Raw genomic sequence first — 26,571 nt, 5'->3', positions numbered from 1 at the left:
TCCCCATTCGATCGAACGACAGGGCGCGACGCACCTCATGGCGCAGCAATACATTTTCCAGATGCAGGGCCTCACCAAGGCCTTTCCCGGCGGCAAGAAGATCTTCGAGAACATCTGGCTGAGCTTCTACAACGACGCCAAGATCGGCGTGGTCGGGGTCAACGGCTCGGGTAAGTCCACCCTGCTGAAGATCATGGCCGGGCTGGACAAGGAATTCTCCGGCGAGGCCAAGGCCGCCGACGGCATCAAGCGCGGCTATCTGGAGCAGGAGCCCCAGCTCGATCCGGCCCTGAACGTTCGCGAGAACGTCGAGGCCTGGTGCGAGGAGAAGCAGTGGGTCAACCGCTTCAACGCCGTCGCCGCCGAACTGGGCGAGAACTACACCGACGAGCTGATGGAGGAGATGACCACCCTCCAGGAGAAGATCGACGCCGGCGACGTCTGGGACATCGACAGCCGCATCGAAATGGCCATGGACGCCCTGCGCTGCCCGCCGGACGACTGGTCGGTCGAGAACCTGTCGGGCGGTGAAAAGCGCCGCGTGGCCCTGGCCCGCCTGCTGCTCAGCAAGCCCGACATGCTGCTGATGGACGAACCGACCAACCACCTGGACGCCGAATCGGTCGCCTGGCTGCAGCACCACCTGGAGAACTTCCCGGGCTGCGTGATCCTGGTCACCCACGATCGCTACTTCCTGGATCAGGTCACCAAGTGGACGCTGGAGTTGGACCGCGGTCGCGGCCACCCGCACGAGGGCAACTACTCCTCATGGCTGGAAGCCAAACAGAAGCGCGTCGTTCAGGAGCAGTCGGAATCGGAAGCCCGCCAGCGCGCCCTCACCCGCGAACTGGAATGGGTCCGCTCGGGCGCGAAGGCCCGTCAGGCCAAGTCCAAGGCTCGTCTGGCCGCCTATGAGAAGATGGTCGCCGAGCAGGAAAACAGCCGTCAGGCCCAGTCCTTCGCCGTCATCCAGATCCCGCCCGGACCGCGCCTCGGCAACGTCGTGCTGGAGGTCGAGGGCCTGAAGAAGTCGTACGGCGACAAGCTGCTGTTCGACAACCTGACCTTCAAGCTGCCGCCCAACGGCATCGTCGGCGTCATCGGCCCGAACGGCGCCGGCAAGTCGACCATGTTCAAGCTGATCACCGGCCAGGAAGAACCCGAAGCCGGTTCGATCAAGGTCGGCGAGACCGTCAAGCTGGCCTATGTCGACCAGTCGCGCGACGCGCTGGATCCGAACAAGACCATCTGGGAAGAAATCTCGGGCGGCACCGACATCATGATGGTCGGCAAGCGCGAGATTAACAGCCGCGCCTACGTCGGCTCGTTCAACTTCAAGGGCGGAGACCAGCAGAAGAAGGTCGGCCAGCTGTCGGGCGGTGAGCGCAACCGCGTCCACCTGGCCAAGACCCTGGCCGCCGGCGGCAACCTGATCCTGCTCGACGAACCGACCAACGACCTGGACATCGAGACCCTGCAGAACCTCGAGGAGGCTCTGGAAGAGTTCGCCGGCTGCGCCGTGGTCATCTCCCACGACCGCTGGTTCCTGGACCGTCTGGCCACCCACATCCTGGCCTTCGAAGGCGACAGCCACGTCGAATGGTTCGAGGGCAATTTCGAAGCCTATGAGGAAGACAAGAAGCGTCGCCTCGGCACCGACGCCCTGATCCCGCACCGGATCAAGTTCCAGAAGTTCGGGCGGTAAGGCTACCTGTTCCGCAGGATTTCAGGAGGCGCCGATTGCGAAGGCAGTCGGCGCCTCTTTCGTCTCGCCCGTCAGCTTCGAAGGGCTGGCGGGCGGACGGGTTCTGCGGTCAGATGGGGCGATCTCACGCCTGAACGAGACCCCGCTTGAGCCAGACCCTGATCGAGACCGCCCCGACGGATGCCATGCCGGACGCCGAAGCCGCGCCCCTGCGTCTGGAGTGTTTCCCCACCCGGCCGAACCCGCCACAGCTGGTTCCGGGACGGCCTGAGCGCGACTGGATGGACGCCTTCGCGGCGCGCCATCCCTATCGCTGCCTGCCCCTGACTATGGCCAATACGACGGGCTGGGAGCTGCTGTGCCCGGTCGGGTTCGAGGCCGAGTGGAACGGCGGGCTGGACGCGGAGTCGATCCGCTTCCGACCTCTGGTCGCCGGAGAGTCGCTGGACCATCTGGTGGTGTCCCACTTCACCCACGGCGTGATGACCTTCCACGTGGGTTGGCTGTTCCGCACCCCGCCCGGCTGGGCCCTGCGCGCCTCGGGCAGTCCGAATCGGTTCAAGCACGGCCTGTCCCCGCTGGAGGGCCTGGTCGAGACCGACTGGCTGCCCTACCCCTTCACCATGAACTGGCGTTTCACCGCGCCGGGCCGCGTGCGGTTCGAGAAGGATGAGCCCTTCTGCTTCATCCAGCCGATCCAGCATCATAAGGTCGAGGCGTTCGAGCCCGTGGGCGCGCCCCTGTCGAGCGACGGCGAACTGTCGCGCCAGTACGAGATGTGGAAGGAGGTCCGCGCCGACTTCAACGCCCGCATGGCCGACGGCGACCCGGCGGCGATGAAGCAGGCATGGCAGCGCTACTATTTCCGCGGCGAGTTCCCTGACGCCGCCGAGAGCCGACCCGAGGGGCACGTCAACAAGCGCCGCCTGGGCGCCCTGCCCGAGGCGGAAGCCGCGCCGGAGCCCGAGGCGGCGCAGACCCCGTCCATCGACTATCGCAACTGGCCGGGGATCAGTTAGCCGCCCGAGCCGTCCGGCATCGGCATGGGCATCGGGTCCGGCTGCGACGGCATCGGGATCGGCGTCGGGCGCGCCGCAGCGGGCGGACGAGGCAGTTCGTCGTCGGACAACTGACCGTCGCCGTTGACGTCCATCCGCTGGAAGGCGCGCAGGGCTCCGGCCTGCAACTCCTCGCGGCTGACGCGGGCGTCGCGATTGGCGTCGGACTGGGAGATCATGGCGCGCAAGCGACCGCCGCCCATGGAGGCCACCGGCTCCCGGGTCAGGACAGTCAGTTCATCGCCGGTGATGGCGCCGTCGGCATTGGCGTCCAGACGGTCGAACAGTCGATCAGCCCAGGCTGGGACTTCGGCGGTTGTGCGCGGCATCATGCCCATCATCATCCCGCCCTGACGGACGACCTGGGGCGCTCCGGGCGGCGCGCCCTGCGGCGGTCCCTGCGGCGCGGGGCCGGGCGGCGGGGTCTGCCCCGTAGTCTGGGCGAAGGCCGCGGAGGCCGACAGGGCGAGGATGGCGGGGGCCGCCAGCAGGATCGAACGAAGACGCATCGAAAGACTTCCGGGATCGGGGATCGACCGCGCCAGAGTGTGCCTGTACCGCCCGTCTGACCAGCGTCTTTTTGCTTGCCAAATCATATAAGGATATCCTTATATAAACCCATGTCACTAAGCGCTGATCAGACTGTCGAAGCCTTGCGCGCCGCGGGCGAGCCGACCCGGTTGCGGGTCCTGTCCCTGCTGGCGGGTGAAGAGCTGTCGGTGATGGAGCTATCGCGCATTCTGGAACAGAGCCAGCCGCGCGTCTCCCGCCACCTGAAGCTGATGGCCGATGCGGGCCTGATCGAACGCTTCCCGGACGGAGCGCGGGTCTTCTATCGCCTGTCGTCCGATCCGCTGGCGCGTCGGCTGATCGACACGGTGCTGGACCTGCTGGACGAAAGCGCCGGGGCGGCGGACGACCGGCGCCTGGAGGACGTGCGCCGCGACCGCGAGGCCGCCGCCAGCGCCTATTTCGAGCGCGTGGCGCCGCAATGGGACCGCATCCGCTCGCTCTATGTCTGCGAGAGCGACGTCGAGGAGGCCATTCTGCAGGCGGCAGGCGACGGCCCGTTCGAGCGCGTGGTCGATCTGGGCACCGGCTCGGGCCGCATGCTGACCCTGCTGGGCCGCAAGGCCAAGATGTCGGTCGGCCTGGACCTCAGCCACAACATGCTCAACATCGCCCGGGCCAACGTCGCCAAGGCCGGGCTGGACAAGGTCGAGCTGCGCCACGGCGACATCTTCGCCACCCGCCTGCCGGAGCACAGCGCCGATCTGGTGCTGGTGCATCAGGTCCTGCACTACCTCGCCGATCCGGCCGCCGCCGTGGCCGAGGCCGCGCGGCTGACGGCGCCGGGCGGGCGGCTGATCATCGTCGACTTCGCCCCGCACCAGCTGGAGCATCTGCGCGACGAGCATCAGCATCGCCGGCTGGGCTTCTCGGATGAGGAGATCCGCCGCTGGCTGGGTGAGGCGGGGCTGCGCGCCGACGCCGCGACCACCCTGCCCCCGGACACCGACGGCCTGACGGTCTCGATCTGGACGGCGGACCGTCCGGCCGAGGCGAAGGCGAAGGCCGCATGAGCACGCCCATCAGCCTGGCCGAGGCCCGCGCCCTGTTGCTGTCTCCGCTGGGCCCCGTGGCCCGCGCGGGTCAGGACGCCTCACGCCCACGGGTTTCGTTCGAGTTCTTCCCGCCCAAGAGCGACGAGGCCGAGACCAATCTGTGGAAGGCGATCCAGCGGCTGGCCCCGCTGAACCCGGCCTTTGTCTCGGTGACCTACGGCGCCGGGGGCTCGACCCGCGAGCGGACCCACCGCACGGTCGAGCGCATCCTGACCGAAACCGACCTGCAGCCCGCCGCCCATCTGACCTGCGTCGACGCCAGCCGGGACGAGGTCGATGCGGTGATCCAGACCTACAAGGCCTCGGGCGTGAAGCACATCGTGGCCCTGCGCGGCGATCCGCCCGGCGGCAACGGCATCGGCGGCGCCTATCAGCCCCGCCCCGACGGCTACGCCAACGCCACCGAACTGACCGCCGCCATCAGCCGGGTCGGCGGCTTCGACATCACCGTCGGCGCCTATCCGGAGCGGCACCCCGAAAGCCCCTCGATCGAGCATGACATCGGCGTGCTGAAGGCCAAGCTGGACGCCGGGGCGACCCGGGCGATCAGTCAGTTCTTCTTCGATATGGACGCCTTCCTGCGTTTCCGCGACCGGGTGCGCGCGGCGGGCGTCACCATCCCCCTGATCCCCGGCATCATGCCGGTGTCCAATTTCGCCGGACTGAAGCGGATGTGCGGGGCCTGCGGGGCCTCGATCCCCGACTGGCTGGCGGCCCATTTCGACGGGCTGGACGGCGATCCGGAGACCCGCAGGCTGATCGCCGCCTCGGTCGCCGCCGAGACCTGCGCCCGGCTGCAGGAGGAAGGCTTCCTGGACTTCCACTTCTACACCCTGAACCGGGCTGATCTGGTCTACGCCATCTGCCGCGTGCTGGGCGTGCGCGAGACGCGGGCGGTCGAGGCGTGAGCCGCCCGCCAGCCTTCAACTTCGCCGATCCGGACTTCGTCTCGCGCTATGTCGAGAAAGGACCGAAGGCCTTCATGCCCGGCCAGCCCGGCGTGTTGCAGATGGCGGGCGTGCTTCTGGCCGAGCGCGTGCCGGAGGACGGCCATGTGCTGGTGGTCGGCGCCGGCGGCGGGCTGGATACACAGGCCCTCGCCAAGGCCGGCCCGGGCTGGCGCTTCACCGGGGTCGATCCGGCGGGGCAGATGCTGGAGCTGGCCCGGCGCATCCTGGGCGAAGAGACGATGCGGCGCGTCGAGCTGATCGAGGGCGGGGTCGAGGCGGCGCCGGCCGGCCCGTTCGACGGCGCCACCCTGATTCTGGTGCTGGGTCTGATCCCGGACAACGGCTCCAAGCTGACGACCCTCAGCGAGATCCGCCGTCGGCTGAAGCCGGGCGCGCCCTTCATCCTGGTGGATCGCTGCGACAGCCCCGACAACCCGCTGTTCGACCGCAACATGGACCGCTACGTCGCCTATGCGGCGGCCAGCGGGATCGATCCGGACACGCTGAAGAACGCCCGGGCCAGCCATCGCGGCAACCCCGGACTGGCGACCGCCGCCCGGGACGAGGCCCTGCTGGCCGAAGCCGGGTTCAACGGCATCGAAGCCTTCTATTTCGCCATGAACTGGCACGGCTGGGTCGCCTACGCCTGAGGCGACCCGCGTGGGATGCTCTCTTACTCTAGACCGACGTCCGCCGGAGTGGCCGGCGGGGTGGTGATGTTCTCACGAATGCGGCGGGCGGCATGCTCGCAGCGACCCGGCAGGCCGAAGAACAGGCCGAAGGCCTGGCTGCGGGTGGCCTGATCCTGCCCCATCAGCGGCGTCCACTTGGCCGTGGCCTCGGCGGCGGCGGCAGACGCGGCGGCGCGGCTGGCCGCGTTCTGGCGCGGGGCCGCAGCCTGCAGGGCGGCGCGGAAGTCCGTGGCCTCCAGACGGCCCAGACGGATGATGTCGTTGTCGAGATCGTCGCGGCCTTCCAGCGTCTCGCCCAGGGCGATGTGGCCGTTCACCAGGGCTTCGCACCAGGCCACCAGCGGATAGTCGGCCTCAGGGGCGCCGCGCGGCAGGGGGTTGGCGTAGGCGACAGCTTCGCGGAAACGCAGGGTCTCGACCGTCTCGGCGGCCGGGGCGGCCGTGGCGATCGGACCCTCATCCTGGGCGCGGGCGTCCTGGGTGCGGGGCGCGGTGACGATGGGGCCGTCCTGCGGAACAGCGGCGGTGGACAGCAGGAGGGCGGCGGCGAGGCTGGCGAACATGAAGGCTCCGGAACGGGGGCGCGTGGCCCGACTGGACGCAGCAACGCTTGAAGTCGGCCAATGGTTTTTCCATGGCGACACGAAACGGAAGAGCGTGGCCGCGAAAGCGCACCCGCTCCGCTCGCCGTAGGCGGCAGGCAAAGAAAAATGCCGGCGCTTTCGCGCCGGCATTCTCTTGGTCGCTCAGTACTCGGCTTAGAAGGAGTAGCGGACGCCCAGGTAGAAGCGCCGCGGCGCCACCCAGTTGTTCGCTTCCTGATAGGCGTACTGGCCGCTGCCCGCGCGGTTGGCGACTTCGCTGGTCGCCGATTGCTCGTTCAGCACGTTGAACGCGTCGAGGAAGAACTCGGTCTCGCCGATCGGCAGATCGAGCACGTACTTCAGACGCATGTCGAACGTGTAATAGGCCGGGTTCTGCTCGGCGCCGACGAAGCCCGGCAGGACCCACGTATCGGTCACGCCGCCGACTTCATAGCCACCCGACATCGGCGGCAGGTAGCGGCTCTGAACCACGTCGGCCGGGGTGTAGTACGAGCCGCTGTTCCAGTTGAACACGCCCGAGACTTCCAGACCGAAGTCGAACTCATACGCACCATAGGCCTTGAACTGGTGCGGGATGTTGCCGGCCTGACGACCCCAGATGTTCGGAGCGCGGGGATCCAGCGCAACCCAGTCACCCTGGAAGTCGGCGTTGCCGTCCGAGTTCGAGTTACCGTACGCCCGGTTGTAGGTGTACGACAGCTGACCGAACCAGTTGTCCGTCTTGAACTTGGTCAGGACCAGTTCGAAGCCGGTGTACTCACGCTTGCCGCCCGCCAGGGTGGCGAGGACGTAGTTGGTGCCCGGGTTGGTGGTGTAGCCGAAGTATTCCAGGCCCAGGTAGAAGGGCGAGCCCGGATAGGCAGCGCCGGCGACGCCGCAGGTCGCTTGGGTGCAGGTCGGATCGGCATAGAGGCTGAGATCGTAGTCCTCCATGATGTCCTTGGACACGCGGTGCGTCAGCGTGGCCGACAGGCCGATGTCCGAACCGAAGGTCGTCGAACCACCGATCATGAACTCGTCGGTGTACGGCGTCTTGATGCTCGGCGCGATGGCGGCGTCGCCCGGACCGCGGGTCCGGAAGGTGATCCACTGACCGGCGGCGTAGATCTGCTCGTTGTTGACCGGGCCGGTCTTGGCGCCGGCGAAGTCGGTCATGTCGTTGCGGATCGGGTCATAGTAGCGACCGACGAAGCCGAAGACCTTGCTGCGACCGTCGCCGAAGACGTCATAGACGACGCTCAGGCGCGGGGCGAAGGTCCAGTCGAAGTCGGCGATCTGGCTGCCGTCCGAAGCGAAGTGTTCCCACTTCTCGGCGCGAACACCGGCGTTCACCGTCAGTTGGTTCAGGGTCCAGGTGTCCTGCAGGTACAGGCTGACCCCTTCGCTCGACACCGTGTACGGGGCGTCAGCGGCGCGGACGGTCCGGTAGACGTTGACGTTGCCGTACGGGTTGCCGGCGGTGCTGTTGAAGACGATGGCGTCGGCTTCACCGGTCGAGATCTGGCCGTCAGCGTTGGTGTCGTAGGCCGCCAGGGCGGCGGCGTTGGCGCTCAGGGCCGGCAGCAGGAAGTTGGCGTAATCGGTCGAGGTGATCGAACGCGCCGTCCAGCCCGCAGCGGCGCTGCGGTAGGTGCCCAGGGTGGTGCCCGAGTACTGGTCATCCAGCGAGGTGTAGGTCACGCCGCCCGGAACCGAGTCCGTCTGGAAGTAGGTGTTCTCGGTCCGCAGGATGCCAGCCTTGATGGTGTGGCTGCCGAAGCTGGTGTCGAGGAAGTATTCAGCGCTCATGCCGTACTCCTCGCGATCGCGGTGCTCCTCGAAGTTGATGCCGCGACCGCCCAGCTGACGCTGGTCGAGCGAAGCGCCGGCGGCGGTGCGATAGGTGACGTTGTCACGGATGGTGTTGTCGACGGCCGTGTCGGTCAGCTCGGACTCGTGCTTGAAGTAGTAGAGGTTGACCAGCAGGTCGCCCCAGGTGCGCGAGTAGTCGATCTTGAAGTTGTCACCGCCCTGTTCGCGAGTGTAGTCGCGACGATTGATGATGCTCGACGAGTTCTGGCCGCTGATTTCGGTCGGATCGCTGAAGTAGGTCAGGGTCAGACGGTCGTTGTCCGTAGCCTGCCAGGTCACCTTGCCGAAGGCGTAGTCCTGATCGCTTTCCACGGTCCGCAGAACGGTGCCGGTGCCGACGTCCAGAACTTCGTCTTCGCGGTTCTTCTTCTGGTACGAACCGAAGAACCACAGGCGATCCTGGATGATCGGGCCGCCCAGGGTGACGGCGGTGTCGTAGGTCGAGAAGCCACCCGAGGTGCTGTGCTCGTCCTCGGCCACCAGATCATCGTTCTGGAGGTAGTAGTTGATCGAGCCATGCCACTCGTTCGAGCCCGACTTGGTGACCACGCGCGAGATCAGCCCCGAACCACCGGCGTATTCCGCCGGCACGCCGCCGACGATGACCTGTTGTTCCTGGATGATTTCCGAGTTGAAGTTGGCGCCGAAGGTGCCGGTGACCGGGTCGGTCACGTCCACGCCGTCGAGGTAGAACAGGTTGTCGGTCGAGGTGCCGATGGCGCCGTTGACGTCCGAATAGTTCACGCCCGAGCGCGACGAGGGGTTGCCGCCGCTGGAGGGCTTCACGCCCGGAACCAGCTGCAGATAGCTCTGATAGTTACGACCGGTCGGCAGCGCTTCCACGGTTTGCAGGGTCAGCGTGGTGCCGACCGTCGCCGAGGTGACGTCCACCGCGGCCAGCGAGGCGCCGGTGACGATGATGTCGTCCAGGGTCGCGGCTTCGCCGGCGCCGCCCGACAGGGCGTAACCGACCGACAGGTCACGGCCGCTGACGACGGCGACGTTGCTGGCGGTGAAGGCGCTGTAGTTCGGGGCCGAAATTTCGACCGAGTAGTTGGTCGCCGGGTCAAGGCCCGACAGACGGACGAAGCCCGCCGCATCGGTGACGCCGGTGCGCGACACCAGGCTGCTCGGCGAACGGACGGTGACGCTCGCGCCCGACAGCGGCTGGCCGTCGGAGCCGGTGACGGCGATGCGCAGACCGCCGGTCTGGCTCTGGGCGTGGGCGGGCGTCGCGGTCACGAGCGTGACGGCGGGAACCGCGACCAGCGCCATGAGAGCTGTGCCGCCGATCATCGTAGATTGCAGCAAGCGCTGACGGATGGTTTGGGTCTTCAAATCTTGGTCCTCCTGAGGTCGTGGCTGTTAAAGCCATGCGACAACCAATGGCCCCCACGCCCCTTTGCATGCGGGATTCCTCGACCTTATGCTCGGGATTGGCGTTCCGCATCAGAATTACACGACTGTAACCGTTCAAGCGGGAATGTGTCGCGTTATAGACACAGTTTGTGTATGCATCTGTTTTTAAAAGAGTTTATCGAGGCCGCATCGTGAAAAAGCTGAGTGCAAGCGTAACCATAGCGGGACAGCTGTCTCCGACCGAGTTCTCCCACCTGAAGCAGCTTGGCTATGCCGCGGTTGTGAACCACAGGCCGGATCACGAAGAGCCCGGACAGCCGACCTCGCAGGAACTGTCCGAGGCCGCCCTTGTTTCAGGACTGACCTATGTCTGGATCCCGGTCAGCGGCATGCCGGATCGCGCGGCGGTCGAGGCGACCGCCGCGGCGCTTGAGGGCGCCAGTGAGTCGGCGCCTGTGTTCATGTTCTGCCGTTCAGGCATGCGCTCGACGGCCGCCTGGGCCATGGCCGAGCGCGCTCGGGGCGTCGATGCGGATGAATTGAGAGCCGCGGCGGCGGCGGCCGGCTATGATCTGAGCCGGCTTCCGCTCTAGAAATCAGCGAACGACGGCGACGCGGGTGGCGTAGGGCGCGGGCTCGGGTGTGCACGAGGCGACCGCCAACTGCGCCGCCATGAGACACAGCAGGGCTCCCGCGACAGGCAGGAGCCGATTTGAAACAGCCAGGGCGATGGAAACGGCCATATCAGGCACTCCGCGGAAGGTTTACACAATCCTAACGCAAGCCCTGGGCCGCGCCGGGAGACCCAATTGATCCCTTTCGTTCGAGAGTTCGCGTTTGAGTACGGACGCGTGGATCGGGCCTCACCCCTGATCCGGCGGGTGGTCGCGAACAACCCCGGCCCCTTCACCTTTACCGGCACGGGGACCTACATCGTCGGGCGGTATGCGCGGGGCGCGGGCGTCGCCGTGATCGATCCGGGTCCACTGGATGACGCCCATCTGCGGGCTGTGCTGGCGGCGGTCGAGGGCCAGACCGTCAGTCACGTGCTGGTCACCCACACTCACCGCGACCACGCTCCCCTCGCCCGCCCGTTCGCCGAGGCGGTCGGCGGCGCGCCTGTGCTGGCCGCCCGCCCGCCCCTGCACACCGTCCACGCCTCAGGTTCGCTGGACGAGGATGACGATGACAGCTTCGTTCCGGACGTGATCCTGAAGGGCGGCGAGCGGATCAACGGCGACGGCTGGACCATCGAAGCCCTCGCCACCCCTGGTCACGCCTCCAATCACATGGCCTTCGCCCTGCTGGATGAGAACGCCCTGTTCTGCGGCGACCACGTCATGGGCTGGTCCACCACCGTCGTGGCCCCGCCGGACGGGGACATGACCGACTATATGGCCAGTCTGGATGCGGTGATCGCGCGCGACTTCGCCACCCTGTGGCCGACACACGGCGCGCCCGTCACCCAGCCCGCCCCCTTCCTGGCCGCCTATCGCGCCCACCGCCTGGGACGGGAGGCGCAGGTGCTTGCGCGTCTGCAGGCCGGAGACGGGACCATCGCCGAGATGGTCCCCACTCTTTACGCCGCCGTGGACGGCCGCCTGTGGCCGGCGGCTTCCCTGTCAGTCTGGGCTCACCTGATCGCCCTTGTCCGCAGTGGACGCGTCATCGCCGAGCCCGAACCGACGCTTCAGGCGATCTACCGGATTGTCTGACCCCTCGACGCCGCACACATCGCGAACAGACCGCCACTCCTCAGCCGTCAGGGCGCTACGCCCAGCGCGCTGGGCCGAGCGAGCCGCCTCGGCGCGGCGACGGGAATCCGGGTGGGTGGCCAGAAACTCGGCGGCGTCGCTGACGCCGTCGTGACTTTCGCCCGCGGCCATCCGTTCGAAGAAGGGAGCCATCCCCATCGAGGACAGGCCGTCAGCGTGCAGCAGGGCCTGCCCGCGACCGTCAGCCTCCAGCTCGGCCGCGCGGCTGTAGCTCAATTCTGACGCCTGCCCCGCCAGGATGACAGCCTGTTGCCCCGCCCCGGTGCCGCCGCCCACGATCAGGTCCAGCAGCATGCCGATTCCAAAATTGCGCCAGACCGCCTGCATGACGTGGCGCTTCTCGACGTGGGCGACCTCGTGGGCGATGACCGCGGACAGTTCCTCCGGCGATTTCGCCTCGCGGATCAGGTCGTCGGTGATCAGGATATAGCCGCCCGGCAGGGCGAAGGCGTTGACCATCGGCGCGTTCACGGCCCGGACGCGGATGTCGAAAGGCGTATCCGCCCTCGCCCCGATCCGGTCGCCCAGTCCGGCCAGAGCGCGCTGTCCGGCCGCCCCCTGGCAGGTTCGGAAAAGGGTGGAGATCTGGGCGTTAAAGTTGTCGCCCATCTGCTGTTCCATGGACACCGGCGTAGCGCGGGCCACCGGGCCAGAGAGGGCCGGAACGCCGACCGTCACAAACAGGACGACGCCGGCGGCGGCGGCCGTCAGGCCGCCGATCAGCCACCATTCGCGCTGGCGACGGGTCTTCGCCGCCTCCACCAACCGGTCGCCGATCATCGGGCTCCAGTCACCGACGGGCAGCACCAAGCGGGCATCGCGCTCCTTGCGGCTTGAGACGCGCGCCTGATCGGCCTCCACCTCCACCGTCAGGTCCCGGACACGCCAGACCCGCTCCTCGCGCCCGACGAGGATGCGCAGGACGTCGCCGTCCAGCGCGGCCTCGGCGTCAAGCGCCCGCGCCGAATGACCGTCGTAGAAGCGCGCGAACAAGGTCAGATCGCCGAGAAGCCGAAGGCGTCAGCCAGACCTTCGCCGCTGCCCGGCCCACGACCGGCCTGATGGGCCAGCGACAGGCGCGCCATCCCCTCGGAACTGAGCCTATCGATCAGGAACCGCGCCGTCCGCGCCTGAACCCAGGGCATCAGGAAGCCGAAGGTGATGAGCAGGAAGAACAGGTTCGTCACCATCAGCCACCAAAGCGGGAAGGCCTTCACGTGCAGGGTGAAGGTCGCGCCGTCGACCGACACCCCCTTGGCCACCGATCGCATCATCGCGGCGTGGTAGGGCGACCAGAGCAGCAGGAACAGCGGCGAGATCAGCAGGAAAGCGGCGTAGATGACGAAGTTCATCATCAGCGCGTCTGTCATGGACGGCTGTGCGCCCGGGTCCTGGAAGCCCCCAACCGACATGGAGACCGCGACAAGCAGCAGCATGAAGAAGACGTATCCAACCCCGGTCCCGACCCAGCCGAGAGCATAGGCGCCGTAGACGCCTTCCTGCTGGGCGCGGCCCATCCGGAAGCGCAGGCGACGGTCGCCGAAGCGGACTTCATCCCAGATCTTTTCCGCCAGGGTTCTTTCCGCCGTGGGCCAGTACCAGCCCAGGGTCAGGCCGCTCAGGAACATGGCGAACAGGAACTGCCATCCATAGTTGACGGCGGAGCCCTTCAACTGGAAGCGGATCCCCCGCCAGGTCGTCCGGCTCGCCATGTAGCGGAAGGCCGTAAAGGTGCCGAAACCCCAGAGCCAGCCGAAGAAAAGATACATCGGGAAGTAGGCGATCAGGAACACCCACTCGCCGATGAACTGAACGGCGAAGACGATGATCAGGAAGGGCGCGCCCAGCACCACCAGCGCCAGCAGGAAGCCGATGAAAAGCTCGATCCCGCGACCGGTGTATTCGAAGGCATCGCCGTTCAGGCGTACGCCCTTCCATATCCGCTGGCGGACCTCGGTCTTCCCCCAGAAGCGGTAGAGGGTCAGGGTGATCAGGTTCAGCAGGCCGTTCTTGAGGCTGAGCCCCAGGAAGCCGCTCGGACGCAGAGTCGTCGAAAACGTCAGGGCCTCGGGCGCGATCTCTTCGGTCGCTTCGCCGGCGATGATGTCACTCAAGTCGTATCCCCCAAACTCGCGTACCATCCCGCCTAACGAGCGGAAGGCCCTGAAGCAACGGGGGCGCGATCAACTGCGGCCAGATCGTGGCGCCCCCGCCACGGCGCCGCGGCGGAACCGGTCAGAGGCTGGAGCGCAGCTTCTCGCTGATGACCGTCACCAGACGGCAGGCCTCGCCCCCGTGCGGACGCGCATCGCGGGCGGCGACGCGGATATCGGTGCGCCCCGGACGGATGCGCATGACCACGTCATAGCCGAAGCCGTACCAGGTGCTGGTGCGCGAGCCGTCGGCCCGCGCCACGCCGGTGCGGCGCAGGGTGAAGCCCGCCTCCTGGATCGCCCAGGCCGCGCTCTCGGGCGCGATCTGGCTCATGATGGGCAGGGCGCCCGGACAAGCCTCGACGCCGACGACGGCGCCCTGCCCCATGTCGTCGGGGCGCACATTGCCGAAGCCCGGGACCTCGGCCAGATCGGTGCTGACGTTCTCGACCGGACCGGCCGCCAGCCGCCCCTTCTGCCAAACAAACAGGCCCAGGGAGCCGACGCCGAGCACCAGACCGATCAGGGCGATGAGGCCCAGCGCCTTGAAACTCCGCAGCGACAGGATCACCGCCAGCACGCCGGCGGCGGCGCTGACGAACGACAATCCCCACGCCACGGTCAGGGTCATGAAGTCATAGCCGGTCTCAATTGACAGCAGACCGCCGCGCACGCCCATGATGGCGACCATCACCAGCAGCGGCGTCGCCGCCGCCAGCCCCGTCAACGCCTGCACCGCGCCCCTACCCTTGATCGCGGTCTTCGCCATGGACTCAGCCTCCTGCAGTCGGGAGACGATAGTCCTTCAGTTGCTCGCGCACGACCTTCTTGTCGATCTTTCCGGTCGCGCCCAGCGGGATGTCGCTGACGAAGACGACGTCGTCCGGCATCCACCATTTGGCGATCTTGCCCTGCAGGAAATCGAGGTGCTCCTGCTTGTCCTCGGCCTCGCCGGGTTTGAGCTTGATGACCAGCACGGGGCGCTCGTCCCACTTCGGATGGGCCGCGCCGATGACGGCGGCCAGTTCGACCTTCGGGTGGCCGACGGCGATGTTCTCGATCTCGATGGAGCTGATCCACTCGCCGCCGGACTTGATCACGTCCTTGGCGCGGTCGGTGATCTGCATGAAGCCCTGCTCGTCGATGGTCGAGACGTCGCCGGTGTCGAAATAGCCCTCGTTGTCGAGGATCTCGCCGCCCTCGCCCTTGAAGTAGCCGCCCGCGATGGTCGGCCCCTTGATCATCAGGCGACCGTAGGTGTGCCCGTCGTGGGGCATTTCCTGACCGGCGTAGTTCTTGAGCTTGAGTTCGACGCCCAGCGGCGGCTGGCCCTGCTTCACGCGCCACCTCATCTGCTCGTCGTACGGCAGGGCGGCCAGTTCGGGCGTCATGTTGGACAGGGTGCCGATGGGCGAGGTCTCGGTCATGCCCCAGCCCTGCAGGACCTCGATGTTGAACTCGTCGTGGAAGGCGCGGATCAGGCTTTCCGGCACGGCCGAGCCGCCGATCAGCACCTTCTTGACCGTCGGGATCTTCAGATTGTTCTCGCGCAGGTGGGTCAGCAGGCCCTGCCAGACCGTCGGCACGGCGGCCGAGAAGGTCACGCCCTCGCTCTCGATCAGCTCATAGATGGCCGCGCCGTCCATGCGCGCGCCCGGCATGACCAGCTTGGTGCCGCCGGCCGGACCGGCGAAGGCGATGCCCCAGGCGTTGGCGTGGAACATCGGCACCACCGGCAGGATCACCTCACTGGGCGACGCGCCCAGCACGGTCGATTGCATGCCCAGCAGCGTATGGATGAAGTTCGAGCGGTGCGAATACAGGACGCCCTTGGGGTTCCCGGTCGTGCCCGAGGTGTAGCAGAGGCCGCAGGCGGTGTTTTCCTCGAAGTCGCCCCATACGACATTCTCGGACGCCCCGGCCAGCAGAGCCTCATAGCATTCCGCGCCCGGCAGCTTGGTCGCCGGCATGGTCATCTCGTCGGTCAGCACCACCACCCGCTCGACGCTGGGGCAGTGCGGCAGGATGGCTTCCAGCAGCGGAATGAAGGTCAGGTCGACGAAGATGATCTTATCTTCGGCGTGATTGATGATGTAGGCGAGCTGTTCCGGGAACAGGCGCGGGTTCAGGGTGTGGCAGACCGCCCCCATGCCCATGATGCCGTACCAGACCTCCATGTGGCGGCCCGTATTCCACGCCAGCGTCGCGACGCGGTCGCCGGTCTGGATGCCCCAGCCCTTCAACACATCGCTGACCCGGCGGGCGCGCGAATGGATTTCGGTATAGGTGGTGCGGACGATCGGTCCCTCGACCGACCGGGTCACGACCTCGCGGTGACCATGCCAGTTGTTGGCGTGCGTGATGATCTTGTCGACCGTCAGCGGCCAGTCCTGCATCAACCCAAGCATTTGCGATCCCTTGCATTTGCATCCGCTGAACGGGACGCTTGCCGTCACGCTATCCACGTGAACAGCGATAAGCAAACGTGACGCAGGGTCACGTTCGAGGGACCGCAGGGCCGTGGCGTGGACGTGGGAGCGCGGATTTCCTATTCCCTCGACCTTAGCCCCTCGAATCCGCCGACGAAGCCCATGACCATCCTCATCGCGATCACTGGCGGCTCGGGCTCGGGCAAGAGCACGCTCGCGGAGGCGCTGGTCACCGCCCTGCCCGAAGGTGCGGCGGTGCTGCTGCGCGAGGACTCCTACTACCGAGACGCCGCCAGCCTGCCGGACTTTGATCCGAACACCTTCGACTTCGACGATGTGGCCGCCCGCGACCATGAGCTGATGATCCGCGACCTGTCCGCGCTGAAGGCCGGGCAGGCGATCACAGCCCCGATCTATTCCTTCATCCACCACGGGCGCGAGCCGGGCGGTGAGGCCGTGCCTGCCGCTCAGGTGGTGATCGTGGAGGGCACTCATGTTCTCTGCACTCCCGCCCTGGTCGACCTGTTCGACATCCGGGTCTTCGTCGACACCCCGGCCGACATCCGCTTCATCCGCCGCCTGCTGCGCGACCAGGCCGAGCGGGGCCGCACGGCGGAGTCGGTGATCGGCCAGTATCTGGGCACAGTCCGTCCGGGACATGAGCGCTGGACCGAGCCATCGCGGGTCAACGCCGACTTCGTGGTGGCCGACGCCACCGCGGCGGTGCGGCTGGAGGATCCTCAGGCCGTGGTGCGTCTGGCGGCGCCCGTCCTGGCCCATCCGCTGCTCGCGCAACTGATCCGCGCCTGACGATCACTGACTCCCGCTTGCCGTTCGCGCGAAGCTGCGTCACCTTTCCGCTTCTACGAGCGATGAATTCCCATGCCAGGCCTCAGCGGCGAGCCCTCCCTCCACGATCCCAAACGGCAGGCCATTCTCAGGTATGCCCGGATCGCCTTTGTATCCGAGGGGTACGCCGGGGCCCGTATCGAGCCCATCGCCCGCGAGGCCGGGGTTTCCACCGCCACCCTCTACGCCCTGTTCGCCGGCAAGTCGGAGCTGTTCTCGGCCGTCATCGATGACGCCGCCTCCCAGTTCTCGCGCCAGATGGCCGGGGTCCGCGCCAACGAGGGCGACGCCCGCACCCAGCTGACCAGCTTCGCCGAGGCCTATGCGGGTTTCATGGGCGACGGCTTCGTGCGCTCCATCTTCCGGCTGGTCATGGCCGAGCGCCCGCGCTTTCAGGCCACGGCGATCCGCTTCTTCGAAAAGGGCCGCACCGAGTTCGGCGCCACCCTGATCGGCATCCTGAAGGATCATCAGGCGCGCGGCGGCCTGACCAATATCCAGAAGCCCTCTTGGGCGGCGGGCGAGCTGATGGGGATGATCGAGCACCCGGTCTTCTTCGTGCCGCTGGTCACCGGCGACGAGGTGCGGGCGGGCCGCACCCATGCCGAGGTGGTCGCCCACGTCATCGACACCTTCATGGCCCGCTACGGGGCCTGATCCGCCTCAGGGCTGCAGGCGGCTCGTGGTCCAGCCGTCACCGTCGCGCGTGAACAGCAGGCGGTCATGCAGGCGGAACGGTCGGTCGCGCCAGAACTCCACCTGATCCGGGATCACGCGCCAGCCGCTCCAGCGCTCGGGCCGGGGCACGTCCTGCCCTTCGAAGCGCTCCGTCTCCCGCACGATGGCGTCTTCCAGCACCGAGCGGGCCGCCATCGGTCGCGACTGGTTCGAGGCCCACGCGCCGATCTGGCTCTCGCGCGCCCGGCTGGCGAAATAGGCGTCGGCCTCCGCCGCGCTGACCGGTTCGACCCGCCCCCGCACCCGCACCTGACGACGCAGCGACTTCCAGTGGAAGGCCAAGGCGGCCACCGGGGCCTCGCCCAGTTCCTCACCTTTGGCGCTCTCGCGATTGGAATAGAAGGTGAAACCCCGCCCATCGACGTCCTTCAGCAGGACGATGCGGCAGTCCGGAACCCCCTGCCCCGTCACGGTCGCCAGAGACATGGCGTTGGCGTCATTCGGCTCGTACCGCTTGGCGTCCTCGAGCCATTCGACAAAGAGGCCGTACGGTTCGATCCGGTCGAAGATGGTCTCATCCCCGTTGGCGGCCAGGGCGGCGGCGTACTGTTCCGCATATTCTTCTCGGGTCGGGCTGGGCGGGATCACGGGCGCGGTCATGCCCCTCAGATAGACCTTCGCGGTTCGGAACGGGAGAGGCATCACGGTTAAGCCGGTCTTCACCACGTCGGGTGCTCAGTGCCGGAATGCGCGCACGCCCCTCCTCCGAGGTTACCTCGCTCAGCGAAGCCTGGACCCTGCTCGGCCTGAGCGGCCCGGCGGAGGGCGCCGCCCTGACCGCGGCCTTCCGCGCCGCCGTGAAATCGGCCCGCCCGGATCAGGACGGCGGCGATGAGGCGCGCTTCCGAAAAGTCATCGCGGCGTGGCGGCTGGTGCAGGCGCGGGCCGGACAGCCCGCGCTGGACGCCCCGGCGGCCTCGCCCGCCCCGCAGACCGTCATCGCCATCACCCCGCGCGAGGCGCTGGAGGGCGGCGCCGTGTCCGTGACCGTGGAGGGTCGGACGCTGAAGGTTCAGGCGCCCGCCGGACTGCGCTCAGGCGAGCATCTGCGCCTCAAGGACGGGGCGGCGGACGGGGCGGACCTGCATCTGCCGGTCCTGATCCGCGCGGCGGATGGACTGAACGTCATCGGCGACGACCTCTACATGAACTGGCCCGTCGCGCGTCGGCTGGTCGAGGACGGCGGGCGGATCGAGATCGACACCCACGCCGGTCCCCGCTCCGCCTGGATCGTCGCGGGCCAGGAGCCGCTGCGCCTGCGCCTGCGCGACTTGGGCCTGCCTGCGCGCGGGCTGCGGCCGCAGGGCCATCTGTTCGTCACCCTGATCCCGTCCGAAGACGCCCCCTCGGCGGCGGAGGACCTGCTGGTTCGGTTCACCCGCGTCTGGACACCGGACCGTCTGGCGGCCTAACGCGAAATCGGTCGAGTTGGACTGCGTCCAACTCGGCTCAGGTTTCGCGCCAGGTTATGTTGGACCATTTTTTGGATTCAGGTCGGATCGACCTGAAGCAAAAATGGTCTAAGCCCTACGGTATGTCGCACAACACCTTCGGCCATCTGTTTCGCGTGACCACCTGGGGCGAGAGCCATGGGCCGGCGATCGGCTGTGTCGTGGACGGCTGCCCGCCCAACATCCCCCTGACCGAGGCGGACCTCCAGCCCTGGCTGGACCGACGCAAACCCGGCGGCAGCCGCTTCGTCACCCAGCGGCAGGAGAGCGACACCGCCCGCATCCTGTCCGGCGTCTTCGATGACGGTGAAGGCCCCGTGACCACCGGCACGCCCATCTCAATCCTGATCGAGAACGAGGACCAGCGGTCCAAGGACTATGGCGAGATCGCCCGCGCCTATCGCCCCGGCCACGCCGACTACACCTATCGAGCCAAGTACGGCGTTCGCGACCACCGCGGCGGCGGTCGCTCGTCGGCCCGCGAGACCGCCATGCGGGTCGCCGCCGGGGCCGTGGCCCGCAAGGTGCTGGGAGACGGCATCCGCATCCGCGCGGGCGTGGTCCAGTTGGGCCCTCACCGCATCGCGCCCGATGCCGTCGATTTCGACGCCGTCTATGACAACGCCCTGTTCGCCGCCTCCGCCGCCGTCGTCCCCGAGTGGGAGGCCTACCTCGACACCGTGCGCAAGGCGGGCTCGTCCATCGGCGCCGTGGTGGCGCTGGAGGTCACGGGCGTTCCGGCGGGCTGGGGCGCCCCCCTCTACGGCAAGCTGGACGCCGAACTGGCCGCCGCCATGATGTCGATCAACGCCGTGAAGGGCGTCGAGATCGGCGCGGGCTTTGGCGCCGCCGAACTGTCGGGCGAGGACAACGCCGACCAGATGCGTCTGGGCGAGGACGGCCAGCCGGTCTTCCTGTCCAACCACGCGGGCGGCGTCCTGGGCGGCATCTCGACCGGCCAGCCGCTGACCGCCCGCATCGCCTTCAAGCCCACCTCCTCCATCCTGACCCTGCGCCAGACCGTCACCCGCGACGGCGCCGAAACCGACCTGCGCACCAAGGGCCGGCACGACCCCTGCGTCGCCCTGCGCGGCGTGCCGGTGGTCGAGGCCATGGCCGCCTGCGTGCTGGCCGACGCGATGCTGCGGCACCGGGCGCAGGTGGGATGATGGCCGCCCCCGCTCGCCGCAAAGTGGGCTGGAGAGAGAACTCCCGCTTCTGGCTGAGCGAGCATGGCGGCGCCTTGGGCATCCCCTTGACCATCCTGGCCTTGGCGACCCTTCTGGCCCTCATGTGGCTCATTCTCGCGCCCCGCTACCCCGCCCGTGACGTCACGGGCCGGATCACCGGTCTCGGGTTCGCCGAACTGGAAGGTCAGGGCTCGGTCAGCACGGCCAGTATCAGGGTCGCCGGCGGCTTTACCCGCGTGGAACTGCCCACCCGCATCGGCGACAGCATTGAGTTGCGGCAACTCGGCGTCCGTTGGGGCTACATGTATCGGGTCAAGAACACCCGTTGGCCCTGCCAACGATAAGCCCGCCCAGGCAATCACATCAGTCCCGGGGGGCCTCCGAGGCCGTCACAGTCACCCGCACGCCCTCACCTGCAAAGGGTCGGGGCAGCCGCTCGCCGGCTCGGGGCCGGCGGATCACCGTCCACGCCCCCTCCCCTTCACGGCGGAGCCTAACCCCGCACTCACGCTGAAACTGTTCCACCAGGCGCGCATAGGTTTCCTGCGTCACGCGAACCTGGGCCAAGCCTTCGAAGAACCTACGGCGTTCCGGGACGAAATCACAGAAGCGAGCAAAGCCCACCGCCTCCCGAGGGACGAAGGCTTGCCCATCCAGACCTTCTTCGGTTCGCGACAGATAGACCAGCAGGTCCCTGTCCCCGGGCGAGGGCACGGCCGCCTGGCTGTCGTTGCATCCGGCGAGAAGAGCACAGACCATGAGCAAGGCGGGACAGCGCGCATGCCGCGAGCCTAGCGGTCACTCCATCTTCCTGCCCAGCAAAAACCCCGCCCGGATCGCTCCGGGCGAGGTCTTGGTTTCAGCCTGTCGCCGCCCTTAGTGGGCCGCGCTCACCGAGGCGCCGTCGGCCGGCGGAGCGGCGGCGGGAAGCGGTTCGGCTTCCTCGTCCCACTCCACCGGCGTCAGCGCGCCGGTCAGGGCCCATTTCAGGGCTTCGTCGGCGGTCTTGATCGGGACGATCTCCAGCGCGCCCTTCACATTGTCAGGCACGTCGGCGAGGTCCTTCTCGTTCTCTTCCGGGATCAGCACCGTCTTGATGCCCGAGCGGAGGGCCGCCAGCAGCTTCTCCTTCAGGCCGCCGATGGCGGTGACCCGGCCGCGCAGGGTGATCTCGCCGGTCATGGCGATGTCCTTGCGGATCGGGATGCCGGTCAGGACCGAGACCATGGCCACGGTCATGGCCACACCGGCCGAGGGACCGTCCTTGGGTGTGGCGCCGTCCGGCACGTGCACGTGGATGTCGGTCTTCTCGAACACCGGCGGCTTGACGCCGAAGCTGAGCGCCCGCGAGCGGACGTAGGATGCGGCGGCCGAGATCGACTCCTTCATCACGTCCTTCAGATTGCCGGTCACGGTCATGCGCCCGCGCCCCGGCATCTTGATCGCCTCGATGGTCAGGATGTCGCCGCCGAACTCGGTCCAGGCCAGACCGGTGACGATGCCGACCTGATCCTCCTCGTCCGTCTCGCCGTAGCGGAACTTCTTCACCCCGGCGTATTCGGCCAGCTTGGCGGCGTCGACGGTGATCGACAGCGCCTTGGTCTTGGCCATTTCGCGCACGGCCTTGCGGGCCAGGCCGCCGAAGGCGCGCTCGAGCGAGCGGACCCCGGCTTCGCGGGTGTAGTAGCGGATCAGGTCGCGGATGGTCTCGTCCGGCACGACGAATTCAGCCGGCTTGAGGCCATTCTCGGTCGTGACCTTGGGCAGGACGTGGCGCTTGGCGATCTCGACCTTCTCGTCCTCGGTGTAGCCGCTGACCCGGATGATCTCCATCCGGTCCATCAGGGGCTGAGGCATGTTCAGGCTGTTGGCCGTGGTGACGAACATGATGTTGGACAGGTCATAGTCGACCTCGAGGTAGTGGTCCCCAAAGGTCGAGTTCTGGGCCGGGTCCAGCACCTCCAGCAGCGCCGACGAGGGATCCCCGCGCCAGTCGGCGCCCAGCTTGTCAATCTCGTCCAGCAGGATGAAGGCGTTGGTCGTCTTCGCCTTCTTCATCGACTGGATGATCTTGCCCGGCATGGAGCCGATGTAGGTCCGGCGGTGACCGCGGATCTCGGCCTCGTCGCGCACGCCGCCCAGCGACATGCGGACGTATTCACGTCCGGTCGCCTTGGCGATGGACTTGGCCAGCGACGTCTTGCCGACGCCGGGAGGGCCGACGAGGCACAGGATCGGGCCCTTCAGCGAGCCGGTGCGCGCCTGGACGGCCAGATACTCGATGATCCGTTCCTTGACCTTCTCCAGGCCGTAGTGATCCTCCTCGAGGATGTCCTCGGCCTTCTGCAGGTCGATCGGCTTCTGCTTGGCCTTGCCCCACGGGATCGACAGCAGCCAGTCGAGGTAGTTCCGCACCACCGTGGACTCGGCCGACATCGGACTCATGTTGCGCAGCTTCTTGACCTCAGCCTCGGCCTTGGTCCGCGCTTCCTTGGAAAGACGGGTCTTGCGGATCCGCTTCTCCAGCTCGAGGATTTCGTCGCGCTGGTCGTCGGTCTCGCCCAGCTCGCGCTGGATCGCCTTCATCTGCTCGTTCAGATAATATTCGCGCTGGGTCTTCTCCATCTGGCGCTTCACGCGCGAGCGGATCTTCTTCTCGACCTGCAGGACGGAGATTTCGCCCTCCATCAGGCCGTAGACCTTTTCCAGGCGCGACGGCACGGCCACGGTCTCAAGCAGGGCCTGCTTGTCGCCGATCTTGACCGACAGGTGCGCGGCCACCGAGTCCGCCAGCTTGGACGGGTCGGTGATCTGGGGGATGGAGCTGAGGGCCTCGGGCGGCACCTTCTTGTTCAGCTTCACATAGTTTTCGAACTGCTCGATCACCGCGCGCAGCAGGGCCTCCGACTGCGAGGGCTCGCCCTCTTCGTCAGCGATCTCCTCGGCCTCGGCCTCGAAATACTCGGCGCGGTCGGTGAATTTCAGCAGGCGGGCGCGGCCCTTGCCCTCGACCAGCACCTTCACGGTGCCGTCGGGCAGCTTCAGAAGCTGCAGGACATTGGCCAGCACGCCGATGGGGTAGATGGCGTCCGCCGAGGGATCGTCATCCACGCTGTTCTTCTGGGTGGCGAGCAGGATCTGCTTCTCGCCCTTCATGATCTCGTCCAGCGCCCGCACGGATTTCTCGCGGCCCACGAACAGGGGCACGACCATGTGCGGGAACACCACGATGTCTCGCAGCGGCAGGACGGGAAGTGTCTTGGTCTCGGTCATCGATGCTACTCCGGGGCCCTTGTTGATCTCGGACCCGCCGCGCCGGCGTTCGAACGCGATGTTCGACCGTATCGACTCGGCCCGCCATTTGAGCGGCCTTCATACGAGTATGTGGTTTTGCGGTCGCGCCATTCAAGCGTCACCACTGCAGGCGGCTGGGGACCGTTCGTTCACGGCGAAGCTGCACGGATCATGCGTCTATCGCCTGACCGGCGTCAGCCCACGCGTCCCTGCCCCGCCGACGCGCCAAAATCCACCGGAGCGGCCTGTTGCCCGTCCGCCACCCTTGCCGCCGGATCGCAACGTTTTGCGGAGCGGGGCCGTTCTGGGGGCGGACCAAAGGGAGGAAACCTGTCCATGAGATCAATCCTGCTTTGCGCCGCCGGCGCCCTGACCTTGGCCGCCTGCCAGCAACCCGCCGCGCCCGCTGACACCGCCTCGCCCGAAGCCGCCGACGCCGCGATGGACGCCTCGGCCACCTCCGGCGGCGGATCTGGCGCGGCTCCGGTCTCGAGCGCCAGCGGCTCCAGGGGCGGGGCGATGGCCGCCGGAGACGCCTCCGCCGACACCGCGGGCGCCGCCCCGGCCAACGACGGCATCGGCGGCCCGACCAGCCAGACCGCCCGCGACACGGCCAAGGAGAGGGCCGAAGAGACCAACCTGCATCCGCGCACGCCCTGAGGCCGGACGCCGGACAGCAAAAAAGGCCGCCCTCGCGGGCGGCCTTTTCATTTCGTCAGAGCAGTCCGATCAGGCGGCGCTGTCGGGCTGGGCGCTCTTCTTGCCCTTGGTCTCGGCGTAGATCAGCAGCGGCTGAGCCTTGCCCTCGATGACCTCGGCGTTGACGACGACTTCCTCGACGCCCTCGAAGGTCGGCAGCTCGAACATGGTTTCGAGCAGGATGCCTTCCAGGATCGAGCGCAGGCCGCGCGCGCCGGTCTTGCGGGTAATGGCCTTCTTGGCGACGGCCATCAGGGCGTCGTCGGTGAACGTCAGGTCGACGTTCTCCATCTCGAACAGGCGCTTGTACTGCTTGACCAGGGCGTTCTTCGGCTCGGTCAGGATGGTGACCAGCGCCGGTTCGTCCAGATCTTCCAGCGTCGCCAGGACCGGCAGGCGGCCGATGAACTCGGGGATCAGTCCGAAGCGCATCAGATCGTCCGGCTCCACACCCTTCAGGATGTCCCCCGTGCGGCGCTCGTCGATTTCCTTGACCTTGGCGCCGAAGCCGATCGAGGCCCCCTCGCCGCGCGCCGAGATCACCTTCTCGAGGCCGGCGAAGGCGCCGCCCACGATGAACAGGATGTTGGCGGTGTCGACTTGCAGGAACTCCTGCTGCGGATGCTTGCGGCCGCCCTGCGGGGGCACGGAGGCGACGGTGCCTTCCATGATCTTCAGCAGGGCCTGCTGCACGCCTTCGCCCGACACGTCGCGGGTGATCGACGGGTTGTCCGACTTACGCGAAATCTTGTCGATTTCGTCGATGTAGACGATGCCGCGCTGGGCCCGCTCGACATTGTAGTCCGAGGCCTGGAGCAGCTTCAGGATGATGTTCTCGACGTCTTCACCCACGTAACCGGCTTCGGTCAGGGTGGTGGCGTCGGCCATGGTGAAGGGCACGTCGATGATGCGCGCCAGCGTCTGGGCCAGCAGCGTCTTGCCCGAGCCGGTCGGCCCGATCAGCATGATGTTCGACTTGGCCAGTTCGACGTCGTTGTTCTTCGTCGCGTGGTTCAGGCGCTTGTAGTGGTTGTGAACCGCCACGGAGAGCACCTTCTTCGCGTGGCCCTGGCCGATGACGTAGTCGTCCAGGACTTCGCGGATTTCCTTCGGGCTCGGGACGCCGTCCTTGGCCTTCGAGAAGGAGATTTTGTGCTCTTCGCGGATGATATCCATGCACAGCTCGACGCATTCATCACAGATGAACACCGTCGGTCCGGCGATAAGCTTGCGCACCTCATGCTGGCTCTTACCGCAGAACGAGCAGTAGAGCGTACTTTTGGCGTCGGTGCCGGCTGCCTTGGTCATAGACCCTTCTCACTCCCGCGGTTCACCCCGATATGAGGCGGAACGCGCTTCCTCCGCGTTGATTCCCGAACATTGGGCGCAAAGGTCTTCAAAAATTGACAATCACCCATCCCCGCGTCCGCCACAAGCCCGCCAAAGCGTGGCCTTTGCCGGTTTTGGGACGTTCACTGTTGATGGGGATCACGGCGAATGTCTGACATGGGAACCCTTAATGAGTTTCGCCAGATCGTTGCAAAGGGCGTGCCGGTCGTCGCCTTCGACTTCGACGGCACCCTGACCATCCGCGACAGCTTCACCGCCTTCCTGCGCTGGCGGGCCGGACCGGGCGGTTGGGCCCTGGGCCTCGTGAAGATGGCGCCTGCGGTCGCCGCCTACGCCCGCGATCGGGACCGGGGCCGGATCAAGGCCGCCTCGGTGAAGGAATTCCTCAAGGGCGTCAGCCGTCCCGAATTGGAAGCGGAGGCCGAGCGGTTCGCGGAACAGATGTGGGCCGACTTCATGCGCCCGGATGCGCTCAAGGTCTGGAATGACTGGGGAAAACGCGGCGCCCATCGCGTAATCGTGACCGCCAGTCCCGAGACCACGGTCGCTCCCTTCGCCCGTCGGCTCGGCGCCGAGGGCCTGCTGGGCACCCATCTGTCGTTTGATTCCGACGACCGGATCACGGGCGCCTTCGACACCCCAAACTGCCGAGGCGAGGAGAAGGTGCGACGTCTGCGCGCAGCCTATGGCGACGACGTCCATCTGACCGCCGCCTACGGCGATACCTCCGGTGACACCGAAATGATCGCCGCCGCCGCCGAGAAGGGCTTCCGAGTGTTCAGAGAACGCCCCTGAACG

The 26,571-nt window shown here is 67.2% G+C and carries 24 protein-coding genes; 14 read left to right on the top strand and 10 right to left on the bottom strand.

The window, feature by feature from the left end:
* Positions 1-37: 37 nt before the first annotated feature.
* Together ettA and ACTIEF_RS14585 are read left to right on the top strand one after the other, a co-directional pair.
* Positions 38-1,705 (top strand): energy-dependent translational throttle protein EttA, encoded by a 1,668-nt coding sequence (gene ettA / locus ACTIEF_RS14590; RefSeq protein WP_439472865.1) that lies wholly within the window; start codon positions 38-40, stop codon positions 1,703-1,705.
* A gap of 209 nt (positions 1,706-1,914) precedes the next feature.
* The gene (locus ACTIEF_RS14585) at positions 1,915-2,724 is read left to right on the top strand and encodes a DUF6065 family protein (protein WP_439472934.1); all 810 of its coding nucleotides are present in this window, start codon (positions 1,915-1,917) and stop codon (positions 2,722-2,724) included.
* Here ACTIEF_RS14585 and ACTIEF_RS14580 read toward each other — a convergent pair.
* Positions 2,721-3,272, bottom strand: a complete 552-nt coding sequence (locus ACTIEF_RS14580) for an EF-hand domain-containing protein (RefSeq protein WP_439472864.1) — start codon at positions 3,270-3,272, stop codon at positions 2,721-2,723. The genes ACTIEF_RS14585 and ACTIEF_RS14580 overlap by 4 nt on opposite strands.
* A 111-nt stretch (positions 3,273-3,383) precedes the next feature.
* Here ACTIEF_RS14580 and ACTIEF_RS14575 point away from each other — a divergent pair, with 111 nt between their 5' ends.
* The 3 genes from ACTIEF_RS14575 to ACTIEF_RS14565 are packed head-to-tail and all read left to right on the top strand — an operon-like array spanning position 3,384 to position 5,988.
* A complete protein-coding gene (locus tag ACTIEF_RS14575) occupies positions 3,384-4,346 on the top strand; it encodes an ArsR/SmtB family transcription factor (protein WP_439472863.1) in 963 nt (320 codons plus the stop codon).
* Positions 4,343-5,296, top strand: a complete 954-nt coding sequence (gene metF, locus ACTIEF_RS14570; RefSeq protein WP_439472862.1) for a methylenetetrahydrofolate reductase [NAD(P)H] — start codon at positions 4,343-4,345, stop codon at positions 5,294-5,296. Before ACTIEF_RS14575 ends, metF begins: the two co-directional genes overlap by 4 nt.
* Positions 5,293-5,988, top strand: coding sequence for a class I SAM-dependent methyltransferase (locus tag ACTIEF_RS14565; RefSeq protein ID WP_439472861.1), 696 nt, complete (start codon positions 5,293-5,295; stop codon positions 5,986-5,988). The genes metF and ACTIEF_RS14565 overlap by 4 nt, the downstream gene beginning before the upstream one ends.
* Before the next feature lie 23 nt (positions 5,989-6,011).
* Here the strand turns inward: ACTIEF_RS14565 and ACTIEF_RS14560 are convergent, their stop codons facing one another.
* Both ACTIEF_RS14560 and ACTIEF_RS14555 read right to left on the bottom strand, forming a co-directional pair.
* Positions 6,012-6,593 (bottom strand): hypothetical protein, encoded by a 582-nt coding sequence (locus ACTIEF_RS14560; RefSeq protein WP_439472860.1) that lies wholly within the window; start codon positions 6,591-6,593, stop codon positions 6,012-6,014.
* A 195-nt stretch (positions 6,594-6,788) separates the two neighbouring features.
* The gene (locus tag ACTIEF_RS14555) at positions 6,789-9,824 is read right to left on the bottom strand and encodes a TonB-dependent receptor (RefSeq protein WP_439472859.1); all 3,036 of its coding nucleotides are present in this window, start codon (positions 9,822-9,824) and stop codon (positions 6,789-6,791) included.
* A 212-nt stretch (positions 9,825-10,036) separates the two neighbouring features.
* On the opposite strand from ACTIEF_RS14555, the gene ACTIEF_RS14550 reads away from it, so the two are divergent.
* Together ACTIEF_RS14550 and ACTIEF_RS14545 are read left to right on the top strand one after the other, a co-directional pair.
* Complete coding sequence (locus tag ACTIEF_RS14550) at positions 10,037-10,438, top strand: TIGR01244 family sulfur transferase (RefSeq protein WP_439472858.1); 402 nt, start codon at positions 10,037-10,039, stop codon at positions 10,436-10,438.
* Between the two features lie 216 nt (positions 10,439-10,654).
* Positions 10,655-11,560 (top strand): MBL fold metallo-hydrolase, encoded by a 906-nt coding sequence (locus ACTIEF_RS14545; protein ID WP_439472857.1) that lies wholly within the window; start codon positions 10,655-10,657, stop codon positions 11,558-11,560.
* Here the strand turns inward: ACTIEF_RS14545 and ACTIEF_RS14540 are convergent.
* From ACTIEF_RS14540 to ACTIEF_RS14525, 4 genes are all read right to left on the bottom strand, one after another.
* Complete coding sequence (locus ACTIEF_RS14540; RefSeq protein ID WP_439472856.1) at positions 11,468-12,613, bottom strand: M48 family metallopeptidase; 1,146 nt, start codon at positions 12,611-12,613, stop codon at positions 11,468-11,470. The two genes, ACTIEF_RS14545 and ACTIEF_RS14540, sit on opposite strands and share 93 nt — an antisense overlap.
* A gap of 2 nt (positions 12,614-12,615) precedes the next feature.
* A complete protein-coding gene (locus tag ACTIEF_RS14535; protein WP_439472855.1) occupies positions 12,616-13,734 on the bottom strand; it encodes a YjgN family protein in 1,119 nt (372 codons plus the stop codon).
* Positions 13,735-13,855: 121 nt separating this feature from the next.
* Entirely contained in the window at positions 13,856-14,542 is a 687-nt protein-coding gene (locus ACTIEF_RS14530) for a hypothetical protein (protein ID WP_439472854.1), read from the bottom strand.
* 4 nt (positions 14,543-14,546) lie between these two features.
* Positions 14,547-16,181, bottom strand: coding sequence for a long-chain-fatty-acid--CoA ligase (locus ACTIEF_RS14525; RefSeq protein ID WP_439472853.1), 1,635 nt, complete (start codon positions 16,179-16,181; stop codon positions 14,547-14,549).
* Positions 16,182-16,364: 183 nt separating this feature from the next.
* Between ACTIEF_RS14525 and udk the strand changes: the two genes are divergently transcribed.
* Both udk and ACTIEF_RS14515 read left to right on the top strand, forming a co-directional pair.
* Complete coding sequence (gene udk, locus ACTIEF_RS14520; protein WP_439472852.1) at positions 16,365-17,012, top strand: uridine kinase; 648 nt, start codon at positions 16,365-16,367, stop codon at positions 17,010-17,012.
* A gap of 72 nt (positions 17,013-17,084) precedes the next feature.
* Positions 17,085-17,708: a TetR/AcrR family transcriptional regulator C-terminal domain-containing protein gene (locus ACTIEF_RS14515; RefSeq protein ID WP_439472851.1), complete on the top strand. Its 624-nt coding sequence runs from the start codon at positions 17,085-17,087 to the stop codon at positions 17,706-17,708.
* Positions 17,709-17,714: 6 nt separating this feature from the next.
* Here ACTIEF_RS14515 and pdxH read toward each other — a convergent pair whose 3' ends face one another.
* Positions 17,715-18,389: a pyridoxamine 5'-phosphate oxidase gene (gene pdxH / locus ACTIEF_RS14510; RefSeq protein WP_439472850.1), complete on the bottom strand. Its 675-nt coding sequence runs from the start codon at positions 18,387-18,389 to the stop codon at positions 17,715-17,717.
* Between the two features lie 86 nt (positions 18,390-18,475).
* Here pdxH and ACTIEF_RS14505 point away from each other — a divergent pair, with 86 nt between their 5' ends.
* The 3 genes from ACTIEF_RS14505 to ACTIEF_RS14495 all read left to right on the top strand — a co-directional run bounded on the left by ACTIEF_RS14505 (position 18,476) and on the right by ACTIEF_RS14495 (position 20,774).
* Entirely contained in the window at positions 18,476-19,201 is a 726-nt protein-coding gene (locus ACTIEF_RS14505; RefSeq protein ID WP_439472849.1) for a DnaJ C-terminal domain-containing protein, read from the top strand.
* 122 nt (positions 19,202-19,323) lie between these two features.
* Entirely contained in the window at positions 19,324-20,409 is a 1,086-nt protein-coding gene (gene aroC, locus ACTIEF_RS14500; protein ID WP_439472848.1) for a chorismate synthase, read from the top strand.
* A complete protein-coding gene (locus tag ACTIEF_RS14495; RefSeq protein WP_439472847.1) occupies positions 20,406-20,774 on the top strand; it encodes a hypothetical protein in 369 nt (122 codons plus the stop codon). The genes aroC and ACTIEF_RS14495 overlap by 4 nt, the downstream gene beginning before the upstream one ends.
* 532 nt (positions 20,775-21,306) lie before the next feature.
* On the opposite strand, the gene lon is transcribed toward ACTIEF_RS14495, so the two are convergent.
* Complete coding sequence (lon, locus tag ACTIEF_RS14490) at positions 21,307-23,703, bottom strand: endopeptidase La (RefSeq protein ID WP_439472846.1); 2,397 nt, start codon at positions 23,701-23,703, stop codon at positions 21,307-21,309.
* Positions 23,704-24,060: 357 nt separating this feature from the next.
* Between lon and ACTIEF_RS14485 the strand changes: the two genes are divergently transcribed.
* Positions 24,061-24,384: a hypothetical protein gene (locus tag ACTIEF_RS14485; RefSeq protein ID WP_439472845.1), complete on the top strand. Its 324-nt coding sequence runs from the start codon at positions 24,061-24,063 to the stop codon at positions 24,382-24,384.
* Between the two features lie 69 nt (positions 24,385-24,453).
* Here ACTIEF_RS14485 and clpX read toward each other — a convergent pair whose 3' ends face one another.
* Entirely contained in the window at positions 24,454-25,731 is a 1,278-nt protein-coding gene (gene clpX, locus ACTIEF_RS14480) for an ATP-dependent Clp protease ATP-binding subunit ClpX (protein ID WP_141626406.1), read from the bottom strand.
* A 189-nt stretch (positions 25,732-25,920) separates the two neighbouring features.
* Here clpX and ACTIEF_RS14475 point away from each other — a divergent pair, with 189 nt between their 5' ends.
* Positions 25,921-26,568, top strand: a complete 648-nt coding sequence (locus tag ACTIEF_RS14475; RefSeq protein ID WP_439472844.1) for an HAD-IB family hydrolase — start codon at positions 25,921-25,923, stop codon at positions 26,566-26,568.
* The last annotated feature ends 3 nt before the right edge of the window (positions 26,569-26,571 follow it).

The sequence above is a fragment of the Brevundimonas sp. genome (assembly GCF_051858995.1).
Taxonomy (GTDB): domain Bacteria; phylum Pseudomonadota; class Alphaproteobacteria; order Caulobacterales; family Caulobacteraceae; genus Brevundimonas.
This window is presented reverse-complemented; position numbering and strand designations above follow the sequence as displayed.

What these genes read in the sequence shown, in the direction of transcription:
- lon (WP_439472846.1), bottom strand. Translation starts at nt 23,703, where the DNA reads ATGACCGAGACCAAGACACTTCCCGTCCTGCCGCTGCGAGACATCGTG.
- ACTIEF_RS14560 (WP_439472860.1), bottom strand. Translation starts at nt 6,593, where the DNA reads ATGTTCGCCAGCCTCGCCGCCGCCCTCCTGCTGTCCACCGCCGCTGTT.
- ACTIEF_RS14495 (WP_439472847.1), top strand. Translation starts at nt 20,406, where the DNA reads ATGATGGCCGCCCCCGCTCGCCGCAAAGTGGGCTGGAGAGAGAACTCC.
- ACTIEF_RS14580 (WP_439472864.1), bottom strand. Translation starts at nt 3,272, where the DNA reads ATGCGTCTTCGTTCGATCCTGCTGGCGGCCCCCGCCATCCTCGCCCTG.
- udk (WP_439472852.1), top strand. Translation starts at nt 16,365, where the DNA reads ATGACCATCCTCATCGCGATCACTGGCGGCTCGGGCTCGGGCAAGAGC.
- metF (WP_439472862.1), top strand. Translation starts at nt 4,343, where the DNA reads ATGAGCACGCCCATCAGCCTGGCCGAGGCCCGCGCCCTGTTGCTGTCT.
- clpX (WP_141626406.1), bottom strand. Translation starts at nt 25,731, where the DNA reads ATGACCAAGGCAGCCGGCACCGACGCCAAAAGTACGCTCTACTGCTCG.
- ACTIEF_RS14475 (WP_439472844.1), top strand. Translation starts at nt 25,921, where the DNA reads ATGTCTGACATGGGAACCCTTAATGAGTTTCGCCAGATCGTTGCAAAG.
- ACTIEF_RS14525 (WP_439472853.1), bottom strand. Translation starts at nt 16,181, where the DNA reads ATGCTTGGGTTGATGCAGGACTGGCCGCTGACGGTCGACAAGATCATC.
- ACTIEF_RS14530 (WP_439472854.1), bottom strand. Translation starts at nt 14,542, where the DNA reads ATGGCGAAGACCGCGATCAAGGGTAGGGGCGCGGTGCAGGCGTTGACG.
- aroC (WP_439472848.1), top strand. Translation starts at nt 19,324, where the DNA reads ATGTCGCACAACACCTTCGGCCATCTGTTTCGCGTGACCACCTGGGGC.
- pdxH (WP_439472850.1), bottom strand. Translation starts at nt 18,389, where the DNA reads ATGACCGCGCCCGTGATCCCGCCCAGCCCGACCCGAGAAGAATATGCG.
- ACTIEF_RS14485 (WP_439472845.1), top strand. Translation starts at nt 24,061, where the DNA reads ATGAGATCAATCCTGCTTTGCGCCGCCGGCGCCCTGACCTTGGCCGCC.
- ACTIEF_RS14515 (WP_439472851.1), top strand. Translation starts at nt 17,085, where the DNA reads ATGCCAGGCCTCAGCGGCGAGCCCTCCCTCCACGATCCCAAACGGCAG.
- ACTIEF_RS14505 (WP_439472849.1), top strand. Translation starts at nt 18,476, where the DNA reads ATGCGCGCACGCCCCTCCTCCGAGGTTACCTCGCTCAGCGAAGCCTGG.
- ACTIEF_RS14575 (WP_439472863.1), top strand. Translation starts at nt 3,384, where the DNA reads ATGTCACTAAGCGCTGATCAGACTGTCGAAGCCTTGCGCGCCGCGGGC.
- ettA (WP_439472865.1), top strand. Translation starts at nt 38, where the DNA reads ATGGCGCAGCAATACATTTTCCAGATGCAGGGCCTCACCAAGGCCTTT.